This is a genomic window from Photobacterium minamisatsumaniensis (genome assembly GCF_050336695.1).
Classification (GTDB): Bacteria; Pseudomonadota; Gammaproteobacteria; order Enterobacterales; family Vibrionaceae; genus Photobacterium; species Photobacterium minamisatsumaniensis.
On the sequence record NZ_JAKJSI010000040.1, the window covers coordinates 55,041 to 72,835 of the forward strand.

General features: G+C 43.1%; 12 protein-coding genes. 7 read left to right on the plus strand and 5 right to left on the minus strand.

Features of this window, described 5'->3' with window-relative positions; all coding sequences use genetic code 11:
- Nucleotides 1–131: 131 nt before the first annotated feature.
- The 5 genes from zwf (at nt 132) to L4D78_RS20680 (ending at nt 6,818) form a co-directional block, all read left to right on the plus strand.
- The gene (zwf, locus tag L4D78_RS20660) at nt 132–1,631 is read left to right on the plus strand and encodes a glucose-6-phosphate dehydrogenase (RefSeq protein WP_428468681.1); all 1,500 of its coding nucleotides are present in this window, start codon (nt 132–134) and stop codon (nt 1,629–1,631) included.
- A gap of 4 nt (nt 1,632–1,635) precedes the next feature.
- Entirely contained in the window at nt 1,636–2,349 is a 714-nt protein-coding gene (pgl, locus tag L4D78_RS20665) for a 6-phosphogluconolactonase (protein WP_428468682.1), read from the plus strand.
- A gap of 10 nt (nt 2,350–2,359) precedes the next feature.
- Nucleotides 2,360–3,808, plus strand: coding sequence for a decarboxylating NADP(+)-dependent phosphogluconate dehydrogenase (gene gnd, locus L4D78_RS20670; protein WP_428468683.1), 1,449 nt, complete (start codon nt 2,360–2,362; stop codon nt 3,806–3,808).
- 476 nt (nt 3,809–4,284) lie between these two features.
- Nucleotides 4,285–5,832, plus strand: a complete 1,548-nt coding sequence (locus L4D78_RS20675) for an alanine/glycine:cation symporter family protein (protein WP_428468684.1) — start codon at nt 4,285–4,287, stop codon at nt 5,830–5,832.
- Nucleotides 5,833–6,029: 197 nt separating this feature from the next.
- Nucleotides 6,030–6,818 (plus strand): DsbA family protein, encoded by a 789-nt coding sequence (locus L4D78_RS20680; protein WP_428468685.1) that lies wholly within the window; start codon nt 6,030–6,032, stop codon nt 6,816–6,818.
- A gap of 92 nt (nt 6,819–6,910) precedes the next feature.
- Here L4D78_RS20680 and L4D78_RS20685 read toward each other — a convergent pair whose 3' ends face one another.
- Together L4D78_RS20685 and L4D78_RS20690 are read right to left on the minus strand one after the other, a co-directional pair.
- Entirely contained in the window at nt 6,911–8,506 is a 1,596-nt protein-coding gene (locus L4D78_RS20685; RefSeq protein WP_428468686.1) for a BCCT family transporter, read from the minus strand.
- Nucleotides 8,507–8,956: 450 nt separating this feature from the next.
- Nucleotides 8,957–9,916, minus strand: a complete 960-nt coding sequence (locus L4D78_RS20690; RefSeq protein WP_428468687.1) for a nitrilase family protein — start codon at nt 9,914–9,916, stop codon at nt 8,957–8,959.
- Nucleotides 9,917–10,016: 100 nt separating this feature from the next.
- Here L4D78_RS20690 and L4D78_RS20695 point away from each other — a divergent pair, with 100 nt between their 5' ends.
- Nucleotides 10,017–10,886, plus strand: coding sequence for a LysR family transcriptional regulator (locus L4D78_RS20695; protein WP_428468688.1), 870 nt, complete (start codon nt 10,017–10,019; stop codon nt 10,884–10,886).
- A gap of 22 nt (nt 10,887–10,908) precedes the next feature.
- On the opposite strand, the gene L4D78_RS20700 is transcribed toward L4D78_RS20695, so the two are convergent.
- Both L4D78_RS20700 and L4D78_RS20705 read right to left on the minus strand, forming a co-directional pair.
- Nucleotides 10,909–12,777, minus strand: a complete 1,869-nt coding sequence (locus L4D78_RS20700) for a methyl-accepting chemotaxis protein (protein ID WP_428468689.1) — start codon at nt 12,775–12,777, stop codon at nt 10,909–10,911.
- Nucleotides 12,778–13,011: 234 nt separating this feature from the next.
- On the minus strand, nt 13,012–14,115 hold the full coding sequence (locus L4D78_RS20705; RefSeq protein ID WP_428468690.1) for a phosphoribosylaminoimidazolesuccinocarboxamide synthase: 1,104 nt from the start codon (nt 14,113–14,115) through the stop codon (nt 13,012–13,014).
- Between the two features lie 245 nt (nt 14,116–14,360).
- Here L4D78_RS20705 and L4D78_RS20710 point away from each other — a divergent pair, with 245 nt between their 5' ends.
- A complete protein-coding gene (locus L4D78_RS20710; RefSeq protein WP_428468691.1) occupies nt 14,361–16,685 on the plus strand; it encodes an ATP-dependent helicase in 2,325 nt (774 codons plus the stop codon).
- 98 nt (nt 16,686–16,783) lie between these two features.
- On the opposite strand, the gene L4D78_RS20715 is transcribed toward L4D78_RS20710, so the two are convergent.
- On the minus strand, nt 16,784–17,713 hold the full coding sequence (locus tag L4D78_RS20715; RefSeq protein WP_428468692.1) for a carbamate kinase: 930 nt from the start codon (nt 17,711–17,713) through the stop codon (nt 16,784–16,786).
- Nucleotides 17,714–17,795: the final 82 nt, after the last annotated feature.

A 17,795-nucleotide genomic window follows, 5' to 3' on the forward strand; every position in this document is an offset into this window, starting at 1 on the left:
CATCTCGGTGTTTTAGCTATCAATCCTATAGGTAAAACCTACTATCACTTTTGTTAGTTAGTGATAGTATCGTGCGAAATTAATAAAATGAATAACTTGCCCTGATGGAATCAGGTGAGTGGGAAAGCATTATGGTCAAGCCTGAAAATAATTGTATTGTCATCTTCGGTGCGTCGGGTGATTTAACCCATCGCAAGTTGATTCCGGCCTTCTATCATCTTTTTGCTAACGGGTTACTCTCAGAAGAGTTTGCTATCTTAGGGGTTAGTCGAACGCACTTTTCTGATGAAGAGTTTCAGCAGAAAATGAAAGTATCGTTAACCGAAAACGAAAAGGTCGATCCTGAAACCCTCGACGCTTTTTGTCAGCGACTTCATTATCAAGCGATTAATACATCGGATGTTGAAGATTACGGTAATCTAAAGCAACGCCTTGATGAAATAGAGACGGTTTACCAAACTCAAGGTAATACCACCTTCTATCTAGCAACTCCCCCAAGCCTTTACAGTATTATCCCTCAGAACTTAGCGGCTCATGGCTTGAATACCGAACAGAATGGTTGGAAGCGTTTAATTGTTGAAAAGCCATTCGGTTATGATCTTGCTACAGCTGAGCAGCTAGATAAAGATCTCCACGCCCATTTCCAAGAACACCAAATCTACCGTATCGACCACTACCTTGGTAAAGAAACAGTCCAAAACCTTCTGGTTTTCCGTTTTGCCAACGGTATGTTTGAACCACTTTGGAATCGTAATTTCATTGATTATGTTGAAATTACCGCAGCGGAATTCCTTGGGGTAGAAGAGCGCGGTGGTTACTACGATGGTGCTGGTGCGGTTCGTGATATGTTCCAGAACCACCTACTTCAAGTATTAGCCATGGTCGGCATGGAGCCACCTGCAGCAATTAATGCTGATACCATGCGTGACGAGGTGATGAAAGTTTTCCAGAGCTTGAAACCTTTATCTGACGACGACTTAAAAAATAACCTTGTCTTGGGGCAATATACTGAGTCTGACGTACGTAATGATCATCTAATTGGTTACCGTGAAGAACCTGGCGTTGCAGAGGATTCTCGTACCGAGACTTATGTGGGTTTGAAGATGTTTATCGACAACTGGCGTTGGAATGGCGTTCCGTTCTACGTTCGAACCGGTAAGCGTCTACCTACTCGGGTTACTGAAGTTGTTATTCACTTCAAGAAAACACCACACCCAGTATTTGGTGCTAATGCGCCTGAAAATAAACTGATTATTCGTATTCAGCCTGATGAAGGCATTTTAATGAGTTTTGGCCTTAAAAAGCCGGGTGCCGGTTTTGAAGCCAAAGAAGTGTCAATGGACTTCCATTATGAGAGTCTAGAAGAAACCCATATGCTTACTGCTTATGAACGTTTGTTGCTAGATTCAATGAAAGGTGATGCTACGTTATTTGCCCGTACCGATGCGGTGAAAGCGTGTTGGAAGTTTGTTGAACCTATTCTTCAATATAAGCAAAACCCAGAGCACCTATATGGATACGCAGCGGGTACATGGGGTCCTAAAGAAGCCGATGAATTGCTGTCAAGCGACAAGCGTGAATGGCGTTTCCCATGTAAAAACCTGACGAATACCGATTATTGCGAGCTATAAGTAAATGAATTACCAAGTATTTGAAAGTTCAGCAAACGTTGTTGAAGCGCTTGCTGAAGGCCTAAAGGAATATAGCCTGCTAGGCCGTCCAGTACATATCTCATTATCGGGTGGTAGTACGCCATCGCAGTTATTCTCATTCCTTGCTGGTTCAGACTATGCGACGAGTATTGAGTGGGCGAATTTACATTTCTGGTGGGGCGATGAGCGTTGCGTAGCACCTGACAACGAGCAAAGTAATTACGGTCAGGCAAAAGCGCTTTTATTTGACCATATTGCCATTCCTGCAGAGAACATTCACCGTATTCGTGGTGAAGAGTTCGCGGCGATGGAAGCAATTCGCTTTGCAGAAGAAATGCAATCCGTTATACCGGAAGAAAACGGTGCACCAGCGTTTGATTGGGTGTTGTTAGGTATGGGTACTGATGGCCATACCGCATCATTATTCCCTGGGCAAACTGATTATAAAACAACAGATATTGCCGCCATTGCCGCACATCCAGAATCACGTCAAATCCGTGTTACTAAAACGGCATATTTGCTTGAGAATGCAAAACGCATCACTTACTTAGTACTCGGTGCAAGTAAAGCTGATGTTTTAAAAGAAATTGTTGAACAAGCCCCTGCCGCGGATTTATATCCAGCAGCGAAAGTGAAGGCTAAAACTGGCATCACTGAATGGTATTTAGATTCAGAAGCAGCCAAAGAGCTGGCATAAGGAGAAGTAAATGAAAGCTGATATTGGTGTTATCGGACTAGCTGTAATGGGTCAAAACCTGATCCTTAATATGAACGATAACGGATTCAAAGTTGTGGCTCATAACCGTACTGCTGCCAAAGTAGACGAGTTCCTTGAAGGCCCAGCTAAGGGTACCAACATTGTTGGTGCTTACTCTCTAGAAGAACTCGTTGAGAAGCTAGAAGCGCCACGTAAAGTGATGCTTATGGTTCGTGCTGGTGACGTTGTAGATACGTTCATCGACAAGCTTGTACCCCTTCTAGACAAAGGCGACATCATCATTGATGGCGGTAACACTAACTTCCCAGACACAAACCGTCGTGTTGCTGCTCTTCGTGAGAAAGGCATCCACTTCATCGGTACTGGTGTTTCTGGTGGTGAGGAGGGTGCTCGTTTCGGTCCTTCAATCATGCCAGGCGGTTCTCCTGAAGCATGGCCACATGTTAAGCCTATTTTCCAAGGCATTTCAGCGAAAACTGACGCGGGTGAGCCTTGTTGTGATTGGGTTGGTAACGACGGTGCTGGTCACTTCGTTAAGATGGTTCACAATGGCATCGAATACGGTGACATGCAGCTTATCACTGAAGCATACCAGTTCATGAAAGATGGCCTAGGTATGAACCACGACGAAATGCAGGCTGTATTTGCAGAGTGGAACAAAACTGAGCTAGACAGCTACCTAGTTGAAATTACTGCTGACATTCTTGGCTACAAAGATGAAGACGGTGAAGCGCTAGTAGAGAAGATCCTAGACACTGCTGGCCAAAAAGGTACGGGCAAATGGACGGGGATCAATGCGCTAGACATGGGTATCCCACTAACGTTGATCACTGAGTCTGTATTCTCTCGTTGCCTGTCTGCACTGAAAGACCAACGTGTTGAGGCTGAGCAACTGTTCGGTAAGACAGTCTCTCCGGTTGAAGGCGACAAGCAAGAGTGGGTTGATGCAATCCGCCAAGCGCTACTTGCATCTAAGATCATTTCTTACGCTCAAGGTTTCATGCTAATGCGTGAAGCGTCGAATGAAAATGGTTGGGATCTTAACTACGGCAACGTTGCACTGATGTGGCGTGGTGGTTGTATCATCCGCTCTGCGTTCCTAGGCAACATTCGTGATGCTTATGAAGCAAACCCAGAGATCGCATTCCTAGGTTCAGATGCTTACTTCAAAGGCATTCTAGACAACTGTATGGTTGCATGGCGTAAAGTAGCATCTAAGTCAATGGAATCGGGTATCCCAATGCCATGTATGACGTCTGCACTAACGTTCCTAGACGGTTACACGACTGCTCGTCTTCCTGCAAACCTTCTGCAAGCTCAACGTGACTACTTCGGTGCTCACACTTATGAGCGTACTGACCGTCCACGTGGTGAATTCTTCCATACAAATTGGACGGGTACAGGCGGCGATATCTCATCAACAACTTATGATGTGTAACATCTAACTGTATTAGATTTCACAATAAAACGCAGGCTTCGGCCTGCGTTTTTTATTTATACAATTAAAAGAACAGAGATTATTTCTAATTTAAATGCAATGTGCTATCTAGTGCACACTTTCGGCTGTTTATGGCCTAATCAATAATCACTCCAGTCTCTCCCGGTAAAGCCAAAAAAGTAGATTTATGTCTCTAATTTTAATAAGTGTTAGATAAAAATTGTGATGCTATAAGGATTTTTAGGTTTGTTTGCTTGTTTATTGCTCACTTTATCTGGTCAGATTTTTCTTGAAAATGGTCATATAGGCCAATAATTTTAATATATCCAGTTTAAATGTCAGTTTGTTTCCTAAATGTTGCTGTATCGTGCTGGTAATCACGTTGAATTGAGTGACAAAATAAAATCCTTAACAAATCACTTACAAATTGCTTATTATACTGACGAAGCATTAGCCAAGCAGACAGGGAGTTATTAATGCAGTCGTTAGTAGATTTTTTAAATGGAATAATTTGGAGTCCGGTACTGATTTATTTGTGCCTAGGCGCCGGTTTGTTTTACTCCATCACAACACGTTTCGTGCAAATTCGTCACTTCAGAGAGATGTGGCGACTATTGTTATCAGGTAAAAGTTCAGCACAGGGTATTTCCTCTTTTCAAGCATTAGCCGTTTCCCTTTCTGGACGAGTTGGTACTGGTAATATCGCAGGTGTTGCTGCGGCTATCGGTTTCGGTGGTCCGGGTGCAGTCTTCTGGATGTGGGTAGTTGCATTTCTTGGTGCAGCAACAGCATACAGTGAATCTGCTCTGGCTCAGATCTATAAAGAAGAAGATGAAGACGGTCAGTTCCGTGGTGGTCCAGCTTATTACATTGAAAAGGCGATGGGTCAGAAGTGGTATGCATGGGTTTTTGCTATCGCGACTATCTTTGCTTGTGGTGTGTTACTTCCAGGTGTTCAGTCAAACAGTATCGGTAACGCGGTTGAGTCGGCGTTTGGTACTGGTGGCATGATTGAAACAGCAATTGGTACATTTAGCCTTGCAAAAATTGTGACGGGTGCCTTTGTTTCAGTGATTCTAGCATTCATCATTTTTGGTGGCGTTAAACGTATTGCGAGTTTCACACAGATTGTTGTGCCATTTATGGCATTGGCTTATATCATTATCGCTTTCATTATTATCCTACTAAACATCAATATGGTTCCAACAGTATTCGGAATGATTGTTGGTGATGCATTTACGCCAATGGCTGGTGTTGGTGCTGCAATTGGCTGGGGTGTGAAGCGTGGTATTTACTCGAACGAAGCAGGTCAAGGTACTGGTCCTCATGCAGCAGCTGCTGCTGATGTTCAGCACCCTGCGCAGCAAGGTTTAGTTCAGTCGTTTTCAATCTATATTGATACATTGTTAGTCTGTTCAGCAACAGCCTTTATGATTATTATCACGGGTGCTTATAACGTACACGGTGGTGCTGAAGGGGTGTTCTTGGTTCAGAACCTTGCGTCTGATATTAGTGCTAATGGTCCTGTGTTTACACAGATGGCGATTGAAAGCGCAATGCCAGGTATCGGTAAACCGTTCATTGCGTTTGCGTTGTTCTTCTTTGCCTTTACCACCATTCTTGCTTACTACTACATTGCTGAAACCAACATTGCGTATATCCGCCGTACTGTGAAAGTACCGGGTATGATGTTTATTCTGAAAATCATCCTAATTGCTTCTGTTTTCTACGGAACTGTGAAAGCGGCGAACTTAGCATGGGCTATGGGTGATGTAGGTGTTGGCCTGATGGCATGGCTAAACATTGTCGGTATTTTGATTATCTTCTTCCTATCTAAGCCAGCGCTAAAAGCACTGAAAGATTACGAAGAGCAGCAGAAAGCCGGTGTTAAAGAGTTTACCTTTGACCCTGTTAAGTTAGGCATCAAAAATGCTGACTACTGGGAAAAGAGACTGAAAGGTGGAACTCAGCCAGTTGCTGATAGTGGTGATGAGCAGGGAGAGCCTGTAAAACCAACGGCATAGATTAATAAAGTACATGTTGCAAAGGGCTAGCTTCGGCTAGCCCTTTTTTAGTTTATAGGAACATGTCTTCTAGGAATCTGTTATCTAGGGATGCATTTTCAAGGAATGTGATGCTCAGCCAGTAAATCATATTGACCTTGGTGTTAGCTCTAACCTTTATGGTTAGTTGGTCAATCACAACCATAAAGGTCATTAGAATGATTAAACGTACACTTGCTGCCCTTGTATTCGTATCACTTTCAACTACGGCACTTGCTGCCAATGATACAACTGCGACGTCTCTTTTTACTGATGCTGAAAAACAAGAAATTGGTAAAGTGGCAATGGAGTACTTAGTAAACAACCCTGAAGTACTTATCGCTGCAAGTAACGAGTTAAAAGCTCGCGAACAAGCACGAATGAATCAGATGCAAGTCGAGCAAGCTGTGAAGCTTGAAGCGGCATTGCTTGAAAATGAAACAACGCCTTTTGAAGGCAGTAAGGACGCAAAAGTTGCAATCATTAAGTTTTTAGATTACCAATGCTCGTACTGTATTAAAGCATCGCCTGTCGTTGAGTCTGTGCTTGAAGCAAACTCCGACGCTAAGCTTCTAGTGAAAAACTTCCCTGTTTTAGCCAAGCGTTCTCCGCTATCAAATACTGCAGCACAAGCGAGTCTTGAAGTCTTTAAGCAGCAGGGAGAGGAAGGATTTACAGCTTTCCACCATAGCATGATGGAGTCAGCGCAGCAGGGCAATCCATTAACTGAAGAAGTGCTTTTAAATTTGGCGTCTGAAGCCGGCGTTGACGTGAAAATAGAAAATTTAAGTGCATGGTCAGATGAACTAGCTAAGTCTGTAAACCTGGCACAGCAACTTGGTTTCAGTGGTACGCCTGCTTATGTTGTTATGCCGACATCAGGAGCGTCAATTGACAATGTGACAGTACTTGGCGGCTATGTAGAAGCCGATAAGTTGCAGCAAGCGGTTGAGCTAGCGCAGCAGTAATATTTATCAGCTTTATATTAATCTGGTGAAGAAATAAAAAGGGCTAGCGGATGCTAGCCCTTTTTTACTATTCATAAGGCTATGAAAGCATGTTACGCAGTAGTCTGTACTTGGTAAGCCGAACGTTCACTGTTCAGGCCTTTAATTAGACTGACACACATTAATAATAAAACAAATGTGAAGGGTAGTGCGGTTGTTACAACGCCTGACTGCAGTGCTTGTAGCGCTTCTGCACCACCAATCCAGAGCATAGCGCCAGCGATAGCACCTTCAATCGTTGCCCAAAAGATTCTTTGTGGGACAGGCGCATCTATCTTGCCACCCGATGTAATGCTGTCGATAACCAGTGAGCCAGAATCTGACGATGTGATGAAGAAGATCAGCACTAATATGATTGAAAGAACCGAAAGAATAGAACCAAACGGTAACGCATCATAAACATGGAAAAGCGTCAGTGAAATATCGTTTAAACCATTAGCGCCAAGTACGCCAACTTGGTTCATTAGTTGGTCAATCGCGATTCCGCCGAAAATTGCCATCCATACGATAACCACTAATGAAGGAATAAAGATTACGGCAGTCAAAAACTCACGAACAGTTCGACCCTTAGAGATACGAGCAATAAACATGCCGACAAATGGTGACCATGAAATCCACCATGCCCAATAGAATACCGTCCAACCGTGCATCCAGCTTGTATCTTCTCGTCCATGTGGGTTACTTAATGCAATAATGTTTTCTGCATAGGCCATAAGCGTTGAAGGTACTGAACTTATAACAATATCAAAGCTAACGTAGGCCACGAAAATGAGCAAAGCAAATGCAAAAACCATATTGATTTTACTCAGCATTTTCACACCATGATCAATGCCACGAATAACGGAAAAAACAGCAATTAGAGTAACAAATGCAATCACGGCTAACTGCATGCCAATGCCACCGTCAGTGCCGAAGACAKGATTAATACCGCTGGTGGCTTGCTGGGCGCCTAAACCTAGAGAGGTTGCTAAACCAAATAGCGTTGCCAATACCGCCATGATATCAATGGTATGACCTAACCAACCCCATGCTCTATCACCAAAAATGGGATAGAAAACAGAACGGATTGATAACGGCAATCCTTTGTTATAAGCAAAAAAAGCGAGTGATAATGCAACGATTCCATAGATTGACCAACCGTGAATACCCCAGTGGAAAATCGTCGCGCCCATTGCTAACGCTTTTGCTTCTTCAGTATACGGTTCGACATTGAAAGGCGTTCCCCACCAATCAGTAAAATAAGCTGCTGGCTCGGCGACTCCCCAGAATAGAAGGCCAATACCCATACCTGCTGCAAATAGCATTGATAACCAAGATGCTGTGGAGTGTTCTGATTTGGCTTCTTTACCGCCAATACGGATTTTGCCAAATGGCGAAATAATCAACGCTAGTGTGAAAAGAACAAAGAAGTTGGCTGACCACATAAAGAGTGAATCGAAACTTTCAATGATGCCATTTTTTAAGCCATTTAACGTATCTTTGGCTGTGCCAGGGTCGACAATGACGAGGGTCGCAAGGAAGAAAATAATCAATCCTGCACTGATGCCGAATACTGGGTTATGTATATCAAAACCCCATTTTTGTATGTTGTCTTGACCAACTTGATAGTCGGTCGTGTCAATACTGTACTTTTTAAATTTATTATCCATAAATAAACGTAAACGTTTTATCCTTAATGGTTTTTTGCTAAAAACTGAGAGGTTCAATGGTTATTATTTAGTAATATAATTAGACCTCTAAGTAAATTTTTCGTTGATATGGTAACAATGTTCGGTTTGGATCACAAATATTCTTAATTTTTACATGGTTGTTACTATTGGTGTGGGGTATTTATTCAGTTAAATGTTATGTGGACTAATCAATTGTGGTCTAATGATTTGGTTGGAAGGTTTGTTGCAGTTGTTTATGTGGTAGTAAGTGATACTGATGTGTTCTTTTAATGAGATGTTAATTTCTCAGTAAGGGAGCAAGCTCGTGTGACTATGGGGCTTAACGAAGCAGCGTGCGAAAATAGTGGAAGGATGGGGGGCTTTGTTTAATTGGCTGCAGGGTATTATCACCTGCAGCAGTGCCGCCTAGATTATAAACGGAGTCTAATTTTACTTATCAGCAAATCGGGCATCAAAAGGCGTTAGCTCATTCCCGCTTGGTACTGTTAAAGGCTGGTATAGGTCTGGTCGTCGCCCACGAATCCATCGTCGACCAGTACACATTTCAAGCTCTTTTGCTTTGAGGTTCGCAATGACCATATCATCTTCAAGGCTGTCTGATTCTGCGATTGTTTCACCATATGGGTTTAGGATCATTGCATTGCCAGTACGTACCTCATCTACATCCACGCCAACACCATTGCTGAAAATAAGGAACATTCCGTTATCGTGTGCTCGTGCTGGCAACCAGCGCATCAACCATTGGCGTCCGTTGCTACCTTGCATCTCTGCACGAATCGCATCAGGGTCAATTTTACGGTTATACCAAAGCTGAGGATCAATCCCTTTCATTGCATTCGGGCTTCGTGATTGGCATCCCCCTGTTTGATGAGGAGCAATGAGGATATCGGCACCTTTCAATGCGGTAATACGTACATTTTCAACCAAGTTGTTATCCCAACAAATAAGAATACCCACACGACAGCCATGAGGGGTGTCGAATACGGTGTAGTCGCTGCCACTATCCATATGTTTACTAACAAAAGTATGGAGTTTACGGTGCTTGGCAATGGTTCCATCTGACATGGCGAATACAAACGTATTATAGAGTTTCCCGTCATCGCCTTTTTCAATCAGGCCAGCGCCGATACTTACCCTAAACTTAGTTGCAAGTGCCTGTAAATATTGAGTGGAATTGCCTTGCGGCACCGGCTCTGACAGTGCTTCGATGTCAGCTTTCTCGAGTTTAGACACATGCCAATAGCCCGTTATACACATCTCTGGAAATACGATAATTTCAACATCTTGCTGTGACGCTTTTTCTACATAGTGTTGGATGACAGAGAGGTTATAGTCTTTATCGCCAGCATGGTGGTTAAACTGGACGGAAGCAACGCGTACATCTTTCATTATAAGGCTCCTGATTAACATGAAACGTGATGGAGCCAGTTTAGAAAAAAACACTCATTCCTTATAATGAATAAAATTCTAGTTTTAATGAGCTAATGGAATGGATATCGATCAGCTTCGAGCTTTTTGTCAGTTAGCAGAAGATAGTAATTACCGGGTTGCGTCTGAACACCTTTTCATCACGCAGTCTGCATTAACAAAAAAGATTCAACGGCTTGAAGAATATATGGATGCTGCGCTGTTTGAGCGGGGAAGGCATGGTGCTGCGTTAACGCAAGTTGGTAAAACCTTGTTACCTGAGGCGAGGCGTATGGTTACGTATTTTGCGAGCTTTCAGTCGTTATCACGTTCTGTTGCAGAGGGGACGCAAGGTTACCTCAATATCGGCTTTGGTATTTCAACATACCATCAGGCACCACAATGTATTGCCGCATTTAAGCAGTGTTACCCGAACGTACATATCACATTGAATGATACGCCATCACAATATCAAATAGATGCATTGCTATCAGGCGATCTTCAACTTAGCTTCAATCGCTTACCCGTTGATCTGCCACTTAAAGGGATACCTCTTTGCACCGATAAGCTTGTCATTGCGGTACATCAGGATGAGTTGGTTGACGAAAACGATTTATGGTCATCACTTTCTCGTCTTGGTTATTTGCGACTCAACCCCGAACGAGGCCCTGGTCTTAGTCAGTATATTGAGCGGTTTCTATATGAATCAGAGCAGACGTTGAAAGTTGAGCAAGAAGCAGATGACATACTAACACTTCTTGCTCTGGTATCGGCCCGACTGGGTTATACCATAGTGCCCTCAAGCACGAAGGCAATCAGCCCAGCGAATATTCGTTTCATTTCGTTAAATGGTGATTATACGGTGTGGGATATAGGGCTAATATGGAACGATAGGTTGTCAGACCCAACGCGGGAGAAGTTTATACAGCTTGTAAAAGACAGCTCCCAATAGGGAGCTGCCGCAAAATTAACGGCTAAACAACAAACTTATTCAAGACAGAATCTTGCTCTTTCACTTTTTGTGTTTGTGCCTTTAAGGCTTCTTCTGCCCCTTGTGCTGCTGTGGCAACTTCGACGCTGAGTTCCTTGATATTAAGTGTGTTGGTATTAATTTCTTCTGCGACCAAGCTCTGCTCCTCAGCTGCGGAAGCAATTTGCAAATTCATGTCGTTTATCTGTTGAATCGCATCGCTTATTTTAATCAAGGCGCCATCGGCTTCTTTAGATTTGTCCACTGTTGTTACCGCAGTGTGCTTACTTTGCTCCATGACTGAAACGGCTGACTGAGCGCCAGATTGCAGTTGCTCAATCATTTGTCGAATTTCAGTGGTTGATTGTTGGGTACGGTGAGCGAGTGTCCGAACTTCATCGGCAACAACGGCAAACCCACGTCCAGACTCTCCCGCACGCGCAGCTTCAATGGCTGCGTTTAAAGCCAGTAAGTTGGTTTGATCGGCAATTTCATTGATAACTTTTAAGATTGATTCAATATTACCGGTCGATCTTTCAAGTTGAAGTACAACCTCAACCGCATGATCGATTTGTTGCGATAGTTCAGAGATAGCTACAGCAGTATGTGAAACAATCTTGCCTCCATCTTGAACGGCGACGTCAGCTTGCTGAGCTGCAGTTGCTGCGCCTTGTGCGTTATTGGCAACTTCGCCTGATGTGGCGGCCATTTCATGCATTGCCGTGGCAAGTTGGTCAAGCTCTTTTAACTGTGAAGCCATGGCAACTGTAGATTGTTGGGCACCTACAGCATTTTGTTCTGTGCCTGCGAGGATATCATTGCTCAGTGATTTTGACTCCATGATAAGGTTTTGAATTTTCTCGCTGAAAGCATTAAAGCCTTTGGCAAGTGCAGCAAACTCTTCATCGGTATTGGTATCGAGACGGCGGGTTAAATTCCCTTGACCTGTTGCGACATCTTCAATTGCAGAATTAAGGTTCGTTAATGGTCGCATTAATACTTTAATTAGTAATAACAACGCAATAATACCAGCTAGAAGGGAGACTAAAGAGTAGATAATGGCTTCTGAACGAAGCTGGTTTACTGCAGCAAATGCGCGCTGTTCATCAAGAAGTGCACCAATATACCATTCTTGTCCGGCAATTTTAGTAAAGGATAGCTTGCTTGGTGCGCCGTTTAACTCAATGCTTTTCATTTGTGTGGAAATTGAGTGATCACCAAGGAATGATGACATCGGTTTTCCATTGTAATCGCTGTTTGGGTGGGCAATAACAGTGCCTTTTTCCGAAACAATGAAGAGATAGCCAGCATCGAATAAATTGATTTGGTTAACTAACTCAGCCAAGCTAGTCAGGGGCATATCAAAGAAGATCGCGCCTTGGAATTGATTATTAGTCATTAAAGGACTGGCAATTGAGACTAGCAACTCATTGGTGACGGCATCGGTATAAGGAGCCGTTATAATGACATCACGTGCTTGTTTACTATCGATGTACCACGGTCGAGCACGAGGCTCCCAATTTTCACCCGGATTCCAGTTAGGATCGTTGCTGGTGAAGCTGCCATCACTTTCAAACCCTAGCCCAGTAAGCACAAATGATTGCTTAACAATCGGCTTGTCAATTACGGAGTGAATGCTCTCCAAGCTCAGATCATCACTCACCATACTTGCAATATAGGTAGCGAGTGATTTACTGCTCGAAAGCTCGGCATTTACCGTATTGCTCACACCACTGACAATCTCATTCGTGCTTTGGGTGATATGAGATTCGATGTATTTCTTGGTATTGAAATATTGATTGATGGATAGCAACGACAAGGCTGCTAATAGTATTGCTGATGAAGTAGCAACAACTTTATAACTGAACTTCATACGATCCCTCTAAAGTACAGGTGGTTAGTTTGTATATTGTGTCGGCATGGTAACAAAAGTGTTAATGATAATTCTATAATATTGTGAACTGGCGCATTAATTTTTTGGGACTAACTAGCAATGCCATAGGGGGGAGTGGATAAATCGAACGAGTTTGCTGTCAATTCGCTAGAACAAAGAGAAAAAGGCAGCTTACGCTACCTTTTCGTATCAGAGGAGTATCGGGCAAGCCAATTAGTCGATTAGACCGTATTGCTCACGAAGTACTTCGACAATTTCTGCTTTTGGGTTTTCGCTAAGAACGATCTTTTGACCAGTCACTTTTTCCGCAATTCCAGTGTAAACACTCGATACTTCCATTAATGCTTCAACCGGGAGCTCATTTTCGCGTGCTAGGGCAAAACGTTCTTCCATGCGGTCTTTATTTAATAGGATGTCTGGATCAGGGAAGTGGTTAAGTAACATCTGGCGAAAACCTTCTTTTGAGTTTTCGACAATCTTACCATCACGGTAAGCGGCTTCATCCCAGATGCGAGAAGAGTCTGGTGTGCCTACTTCGTCCATGTAAATTAGCTTTTTTTGGCCCGCAGCATCGGTGACGTAGCCAAACTCAAACTTGGTATCAACAAAGATTTGATTGATATCTTCAAGTTCTTTGCTGATCACATTGAAGCCTTCCTGCAATAGCTTCTCGTAGTGAGCGATATCATCCGTGCTACGGAAATTGAATGCTTCATAGTTTGCTTCAAGATCGTGGCGAGTGACGTTGACATCGTCCACTTCAGGTACATTCGGAATACCTTTTAAGATCCCTTTGGTTGAAGGGGTCATGAGTAGTTCAGGTAACTTCTGATCTTTTTTCAGACCTTCAGGCAGTTCAATGCCACAGAAGTTACGCTCACCTTTACTATAAGCACGCCACATTGAGCCAGTAATGTACTGACGACAAATCGCTTCAACCATAACGGGCTTAGCTTTCTGAACAATCCAAACAAATGGGTGGGGAATATCAAGAATATGACTGTCAGCCAATCCGTTTTCACGGAATAACTTGAACCAGTGATTTGAAATCGCGTTTAAGGCAGCCCCTTTCCCCGGAACACCTTTTAAGCCTCCTTTACCGTGCCAGATACAGTCAAATGCAGAGATACGATCACTGATAACCATGATAGCCAGTGGGGCATCTGGTTTGACGTTGTATCCTTTCTCTTCGATTAGGCGGCGGCTGTCGGCCTCAGTTAACCAGTATACAGAACGTACTTTACCACTGTGAACGGGTTTATCAGTACGGATTGGCAGGTCATCATTTACAGCGAGAACTTGATCAGCAAGGCTCATGGCGAATTCCTATTTCAGAAGATAACGAAGAAAGCACGTTAACGCAGGGTAAGTTGCCCAGTACGCAACGAATTTTAGGCGATAATAGCAGAAGAATCGTAGCCTTTCAGCAAGAAAGGCAAACGATTGCGCAAAATAATATTACACCGATATGAGAATATGGTTTAACTGCTCGAATTTTCTTCACGAGCAAAGCAAGAACTGTGGCAAAATCACTATCCTGTTTTCTTCCCGTTAGGCCTGTTATGACCCGTTACACCACTGAACAATCAGCATTCATACAACATAAAGATGGCAATGCACTTTGTATAGCAGGGGCGGGGACTGGGAAAACCACCACACTGGTAGGAATGATTGAACAAAAGTTGGCCACCATTCCAGCGCAAGAAATGCTGGTGATGATGTTTAACCGTGACATTCGTACCGATTTTCAGGCCAAACTACAAGCGGCTGGCATAGAGCAGCCTGTACCTGTGCATACATTCCATAGTTTTTGCTTGAAGTTTCTTAACCAAACGGGTTTCTTGCGCGACACTGGCTTTCGCGTCGACTATCAAAGCGGCGAGAGTGATAAGGCATTAGTGAAGGGGATTCTTCGAGAGATCGCAGGTCTTGAGAAAACCTATCAGCGACAGCAGGTTATTAAAGATCCGAAAACCATTGAATTGCTGCTGAGTTTCATTGGTTTGGTGAAGGCATACATGTTGTCGCCTTATGAAGTTTTCAAGTTAGCAGAAATAAACCGTGATTACCTGTTTATCATCGATGGTTATGAAAAGTTTGAAGAGTTGAGAAAGCAACAACGTACTTTGTTCTTCGATGACTGGTTGGTTGAAACAGTAAAGCTACTGGAAGGTAACGATGCGATTCGCCAGCATTACCATCAGCACTGCAAGCTGGTGGTTGTCGATGAATTTCAGGATATTAACACGGCGCAATACCGCTTACTCAAACAGTTGTTGGGTGATAATACACAGCTAGTGGCCGTGGGTGATGTTGATCAGTGTATCTACAAATGGCGCGGCAGCGCTCCGCAGTTTATGCTGGATTTTGATGAGAGTTTTGCCCCAGCTAAAACCTACACCTTGTCGCAAACCTTCCGTTTTGGTCATAGCCTTGCACTTGCGGCAAGCCATCTTATTGCTAATAACAAGCAGCGCTTCAGTGATTTCTTAACAACATCTTGTGAAGGCGTGAAAGATACTCAAGTCATTGAGTGCGGTTCGGCCCGGCAGGTGGGGGAAGTCGCCCAGTCGATTCAAGACTATCTTCAAAATGGTGGCAAACCGTCTGAGGTTGCCATTTTGGTCCGTCGTTGGTCTCAAACCCTGTTATTTGAGTTGGCGTTCCTCAGTAAGAAAGTGCCATACCATATGCCAGTGCCTTCGGTATTGGCGAATAGCCGAGAAGTGAAGCTATTGATGGAATTGATGGCGCTTGCAACGGGGCGTTTTCAAGAGCAAGCACCACAACAGAAATCGGCCTTGTTATTCAGTGTTATGGGTTTTCCACATTGTTATGTCCCAAATAAAACTTTGAAGCCACTATGTGAGCAATTGGCTGGTATGGAGCCATCGACATGGCTGACATTTATTGCCCGTTATGAAAAAGCCAATCCAACCCTTAAGTTGGAAAGCTTAATCGAGCGTCTTGAACTGTTGGCGAGGCTGATGCGAAAAGGCAGCCTTAAAGCAGCAGATGTTTATAAACAGTATCGAAAAGAAAGTGGCCTTGATACTTGGATTTGGAAAACTGAAGCGACAGCAAGCGAAATTGAAGAAGCAATCGAGCGGTTAGACAGTGTAAGTACCGTGCTCGACAGTATGGATCAAGACTGTGCTAAAGCGCTGCAATATTTCGAGTACTACACCTATCAGTCAGGGCTGCAGAATGGTTCAAGTAAAAATAACGGTCAACAGGGCGAGAATGCACAAGAGAGTGTTCAATTAACCACAATTTTCCGTGCTAAAGGCTGCGAATATGAGCAAGTACATTTACCGTTCTGGGATAAAGACGCTTTCCCATACATGAACAAATCATCAGGTAGTATTGGTGCAGATATTGAGGAAGAGCGCCGGTTGGCCTATGTCGGCATGACAAGAGCGAAACAAAAGGCATGTATATATTATTCCTCGCCTGAAAAACTGTCAGTCAAAGTCACTAATGCGAGTCGCTTTGTTATTGAATCAAAGATCACCATCGCAAAAGAATTAGGTCCGAAGCTCTATCTCTCTGGTGAGTTACCTTTCTATCGAAGCCCTGTTGTTGAAGAGTACTGCCGCCGGCTTGGTCGAGGTGAGGATGTAGTGATACCTAAAGCCTCTATTTATAGCGATGCTCAAAATACCGCTGACGAGAATTACAGCTATAAATGGGCATTGATGCAATCGCTACCAGACAATGCGGATAAAGTGATCACGGCAATGGTGCGAACTAAAACGGCGAAATACCTTGATGGTGAAATAACGCGAATTATTCGTGAGCTGAAATCAGCATCAAAAACAAAGAAAAAAGTATTAATTAATCGCCTTATTGTTTCTTCAAATGCGAGAAGTCGCGTAAGACGTTAATTAAACGTCTGTTTAAGTCGCTACAGATAAAAGACCATTCATTAATGTAAATAATGAATGGTCATGGGTTATTTGTCTTATATAAAGATGCTTATTGATTAATAGTATTCAATGCCATCACCTTGAGTGACTAGTGTTCCAGCTTCTTGAGCAACAATTTTATCTAAATCAAAGAGTGAACCAATAGCCGCTTTGCCAAGACCACTGTTTACAAATTGACAGACAGCATCAATTTTTGGTCCCATTGATCCTGCTGGGAAGTTAAATTCAGATAAACCTTTTGGTGTGGCAACTTTCATCTCTGCTTGATCTGATTTTCCATAATTTCGATAAATTGAACCGTCGGTTAAAATAATAAATAAATCAGTATTGATTTTTTCTGCGAGTAATTCAGCTGTGAGGTCTTTATCGATAACACACTCGATGCCTGTAAGTTTTGTATCTTCAACACAGACAGGGACACCGCCACCACCACAGGCAATGACGACATTACCTGCCTTTAAAAGCGTTTCGATTTGTTTTTGTTCTATGATACCGGCAGGCTTTGGAGATGGCACAACTCGGCGGAAATATTCCCCATCAGCTTTGAATACTTTATCGGATATCGCCATGATTTCTTTGGCTGAGCCTTCGGTATAAACAGGTCCGACGAACTTAGTTGGATTATTAAATGCAGGGTCGTCAGCACTGACTTCAGTCTGTGTCAATAGCGTCGCGATATCTAACTGCCGGTCTATATTGAGTAGCTCTTGTTGGAGCATATAGCCAACCATCCCACAAGTTTGCGCGCCAAGTACATCCATTGGGTAGGGTGTGGTTTCTGGTGAGTATTCCTGATATGCGCTATTTTGCTCCATTAATAAGCCGACCTGTGGGCCATTACCATGAACAATGACTACTTCATTATTTTTGGTTATGGCTGCTATATTCTTAGCCGCTTTTTTAATATTATCCCTTTGGTTTTTTTCAGTTAAAGCTTGACCTCGGGATAATAGGGCATTTCCGCCCAGTGCAAGAACGATGCGCATAATTGTACCTCATTGTATTTATGTTTTATTTATATTGGTTGTTGTTTTATTATTGTAATTTTTGTTCGATGTAAGATTAATT

Bases quoted from the DNA above. Each gene is read 5' to 3' on its own strand.
- zwf (WP_428468681.1), top strand. From the start codon at position 132: ATGGTCAAGCCTGAAAATAATTGTATTGTCATCTTCGGTGCGTCGGGT.
- pgl (WP_428468682.1), top strand. From the start codon at position 1,636: ATGAATTACCAAGTATTTGAAAGTTCAGCAAACGTTGTTGAAGCGCTT.
- gnd (WP_428468683.1), top strand. From the start codon at position 2,360: ATGAAAGCTGATATTGGTGTTATCGGACTAGCTGTAATGGGTCAAAAC.
- L4D78_RS20675 (WP_428468684.1), top strand. From the start codon at position 4,285: ATGCAGTCGTTAGTAGATTTTTTAAATGGAATAATTTGGAGTCCGGTA.
- L4D78_RS20680 (WP_428468685.1), top strand. From the start codon at position 6,030: ATGATTAAACGTACACTTGCTGCCCTTGTATTCGTATCACTTTCAACT.
- L4D78_RS20690 (WP_428468687.1), bottom strand. From the start codon at position 9,916: ATGAAAGATGTACGCGTTGCTTCCGTCCAGTTTAACCACCATGCTGGC.
- L4D78_RS20695 (WP_428468688.1), top strand. From the start codon at position 10,017: ATGGATATCGATCAGCTTCGAGCTTTTTGTCAGTTAGCAGAAGATAGT.
- L4D78_RS20700 (WP_428468689.1), bottom strand. From the start codon at position 12,777: ATGAAGTTCAGTTATAAAGTTGTTGCTACTTCATCAGCAATACTATTA.
- L4D78_RS20705 (WP_428468690.1), bottom strand. From the start codon at position 14,115: ATGAGCCTTGCTGATCAAGTTCTCGCTGTAAATGATGACCTGCCAATC.
- L4D78_RS20710 (WP_428468691.1), top strand. From the start codon at position 14,361: ATGACCCGTTACACCACTGAACAATCAGCATTCATACAACATAAAGAT.
- L4D78_RS20715 (WP_428468692.1), bottom strand. From the start codon at position 17,713: ATGCGCATCGTTCTTGCACTGGGCGGAAATGCCCTATTATCCCGAGGT.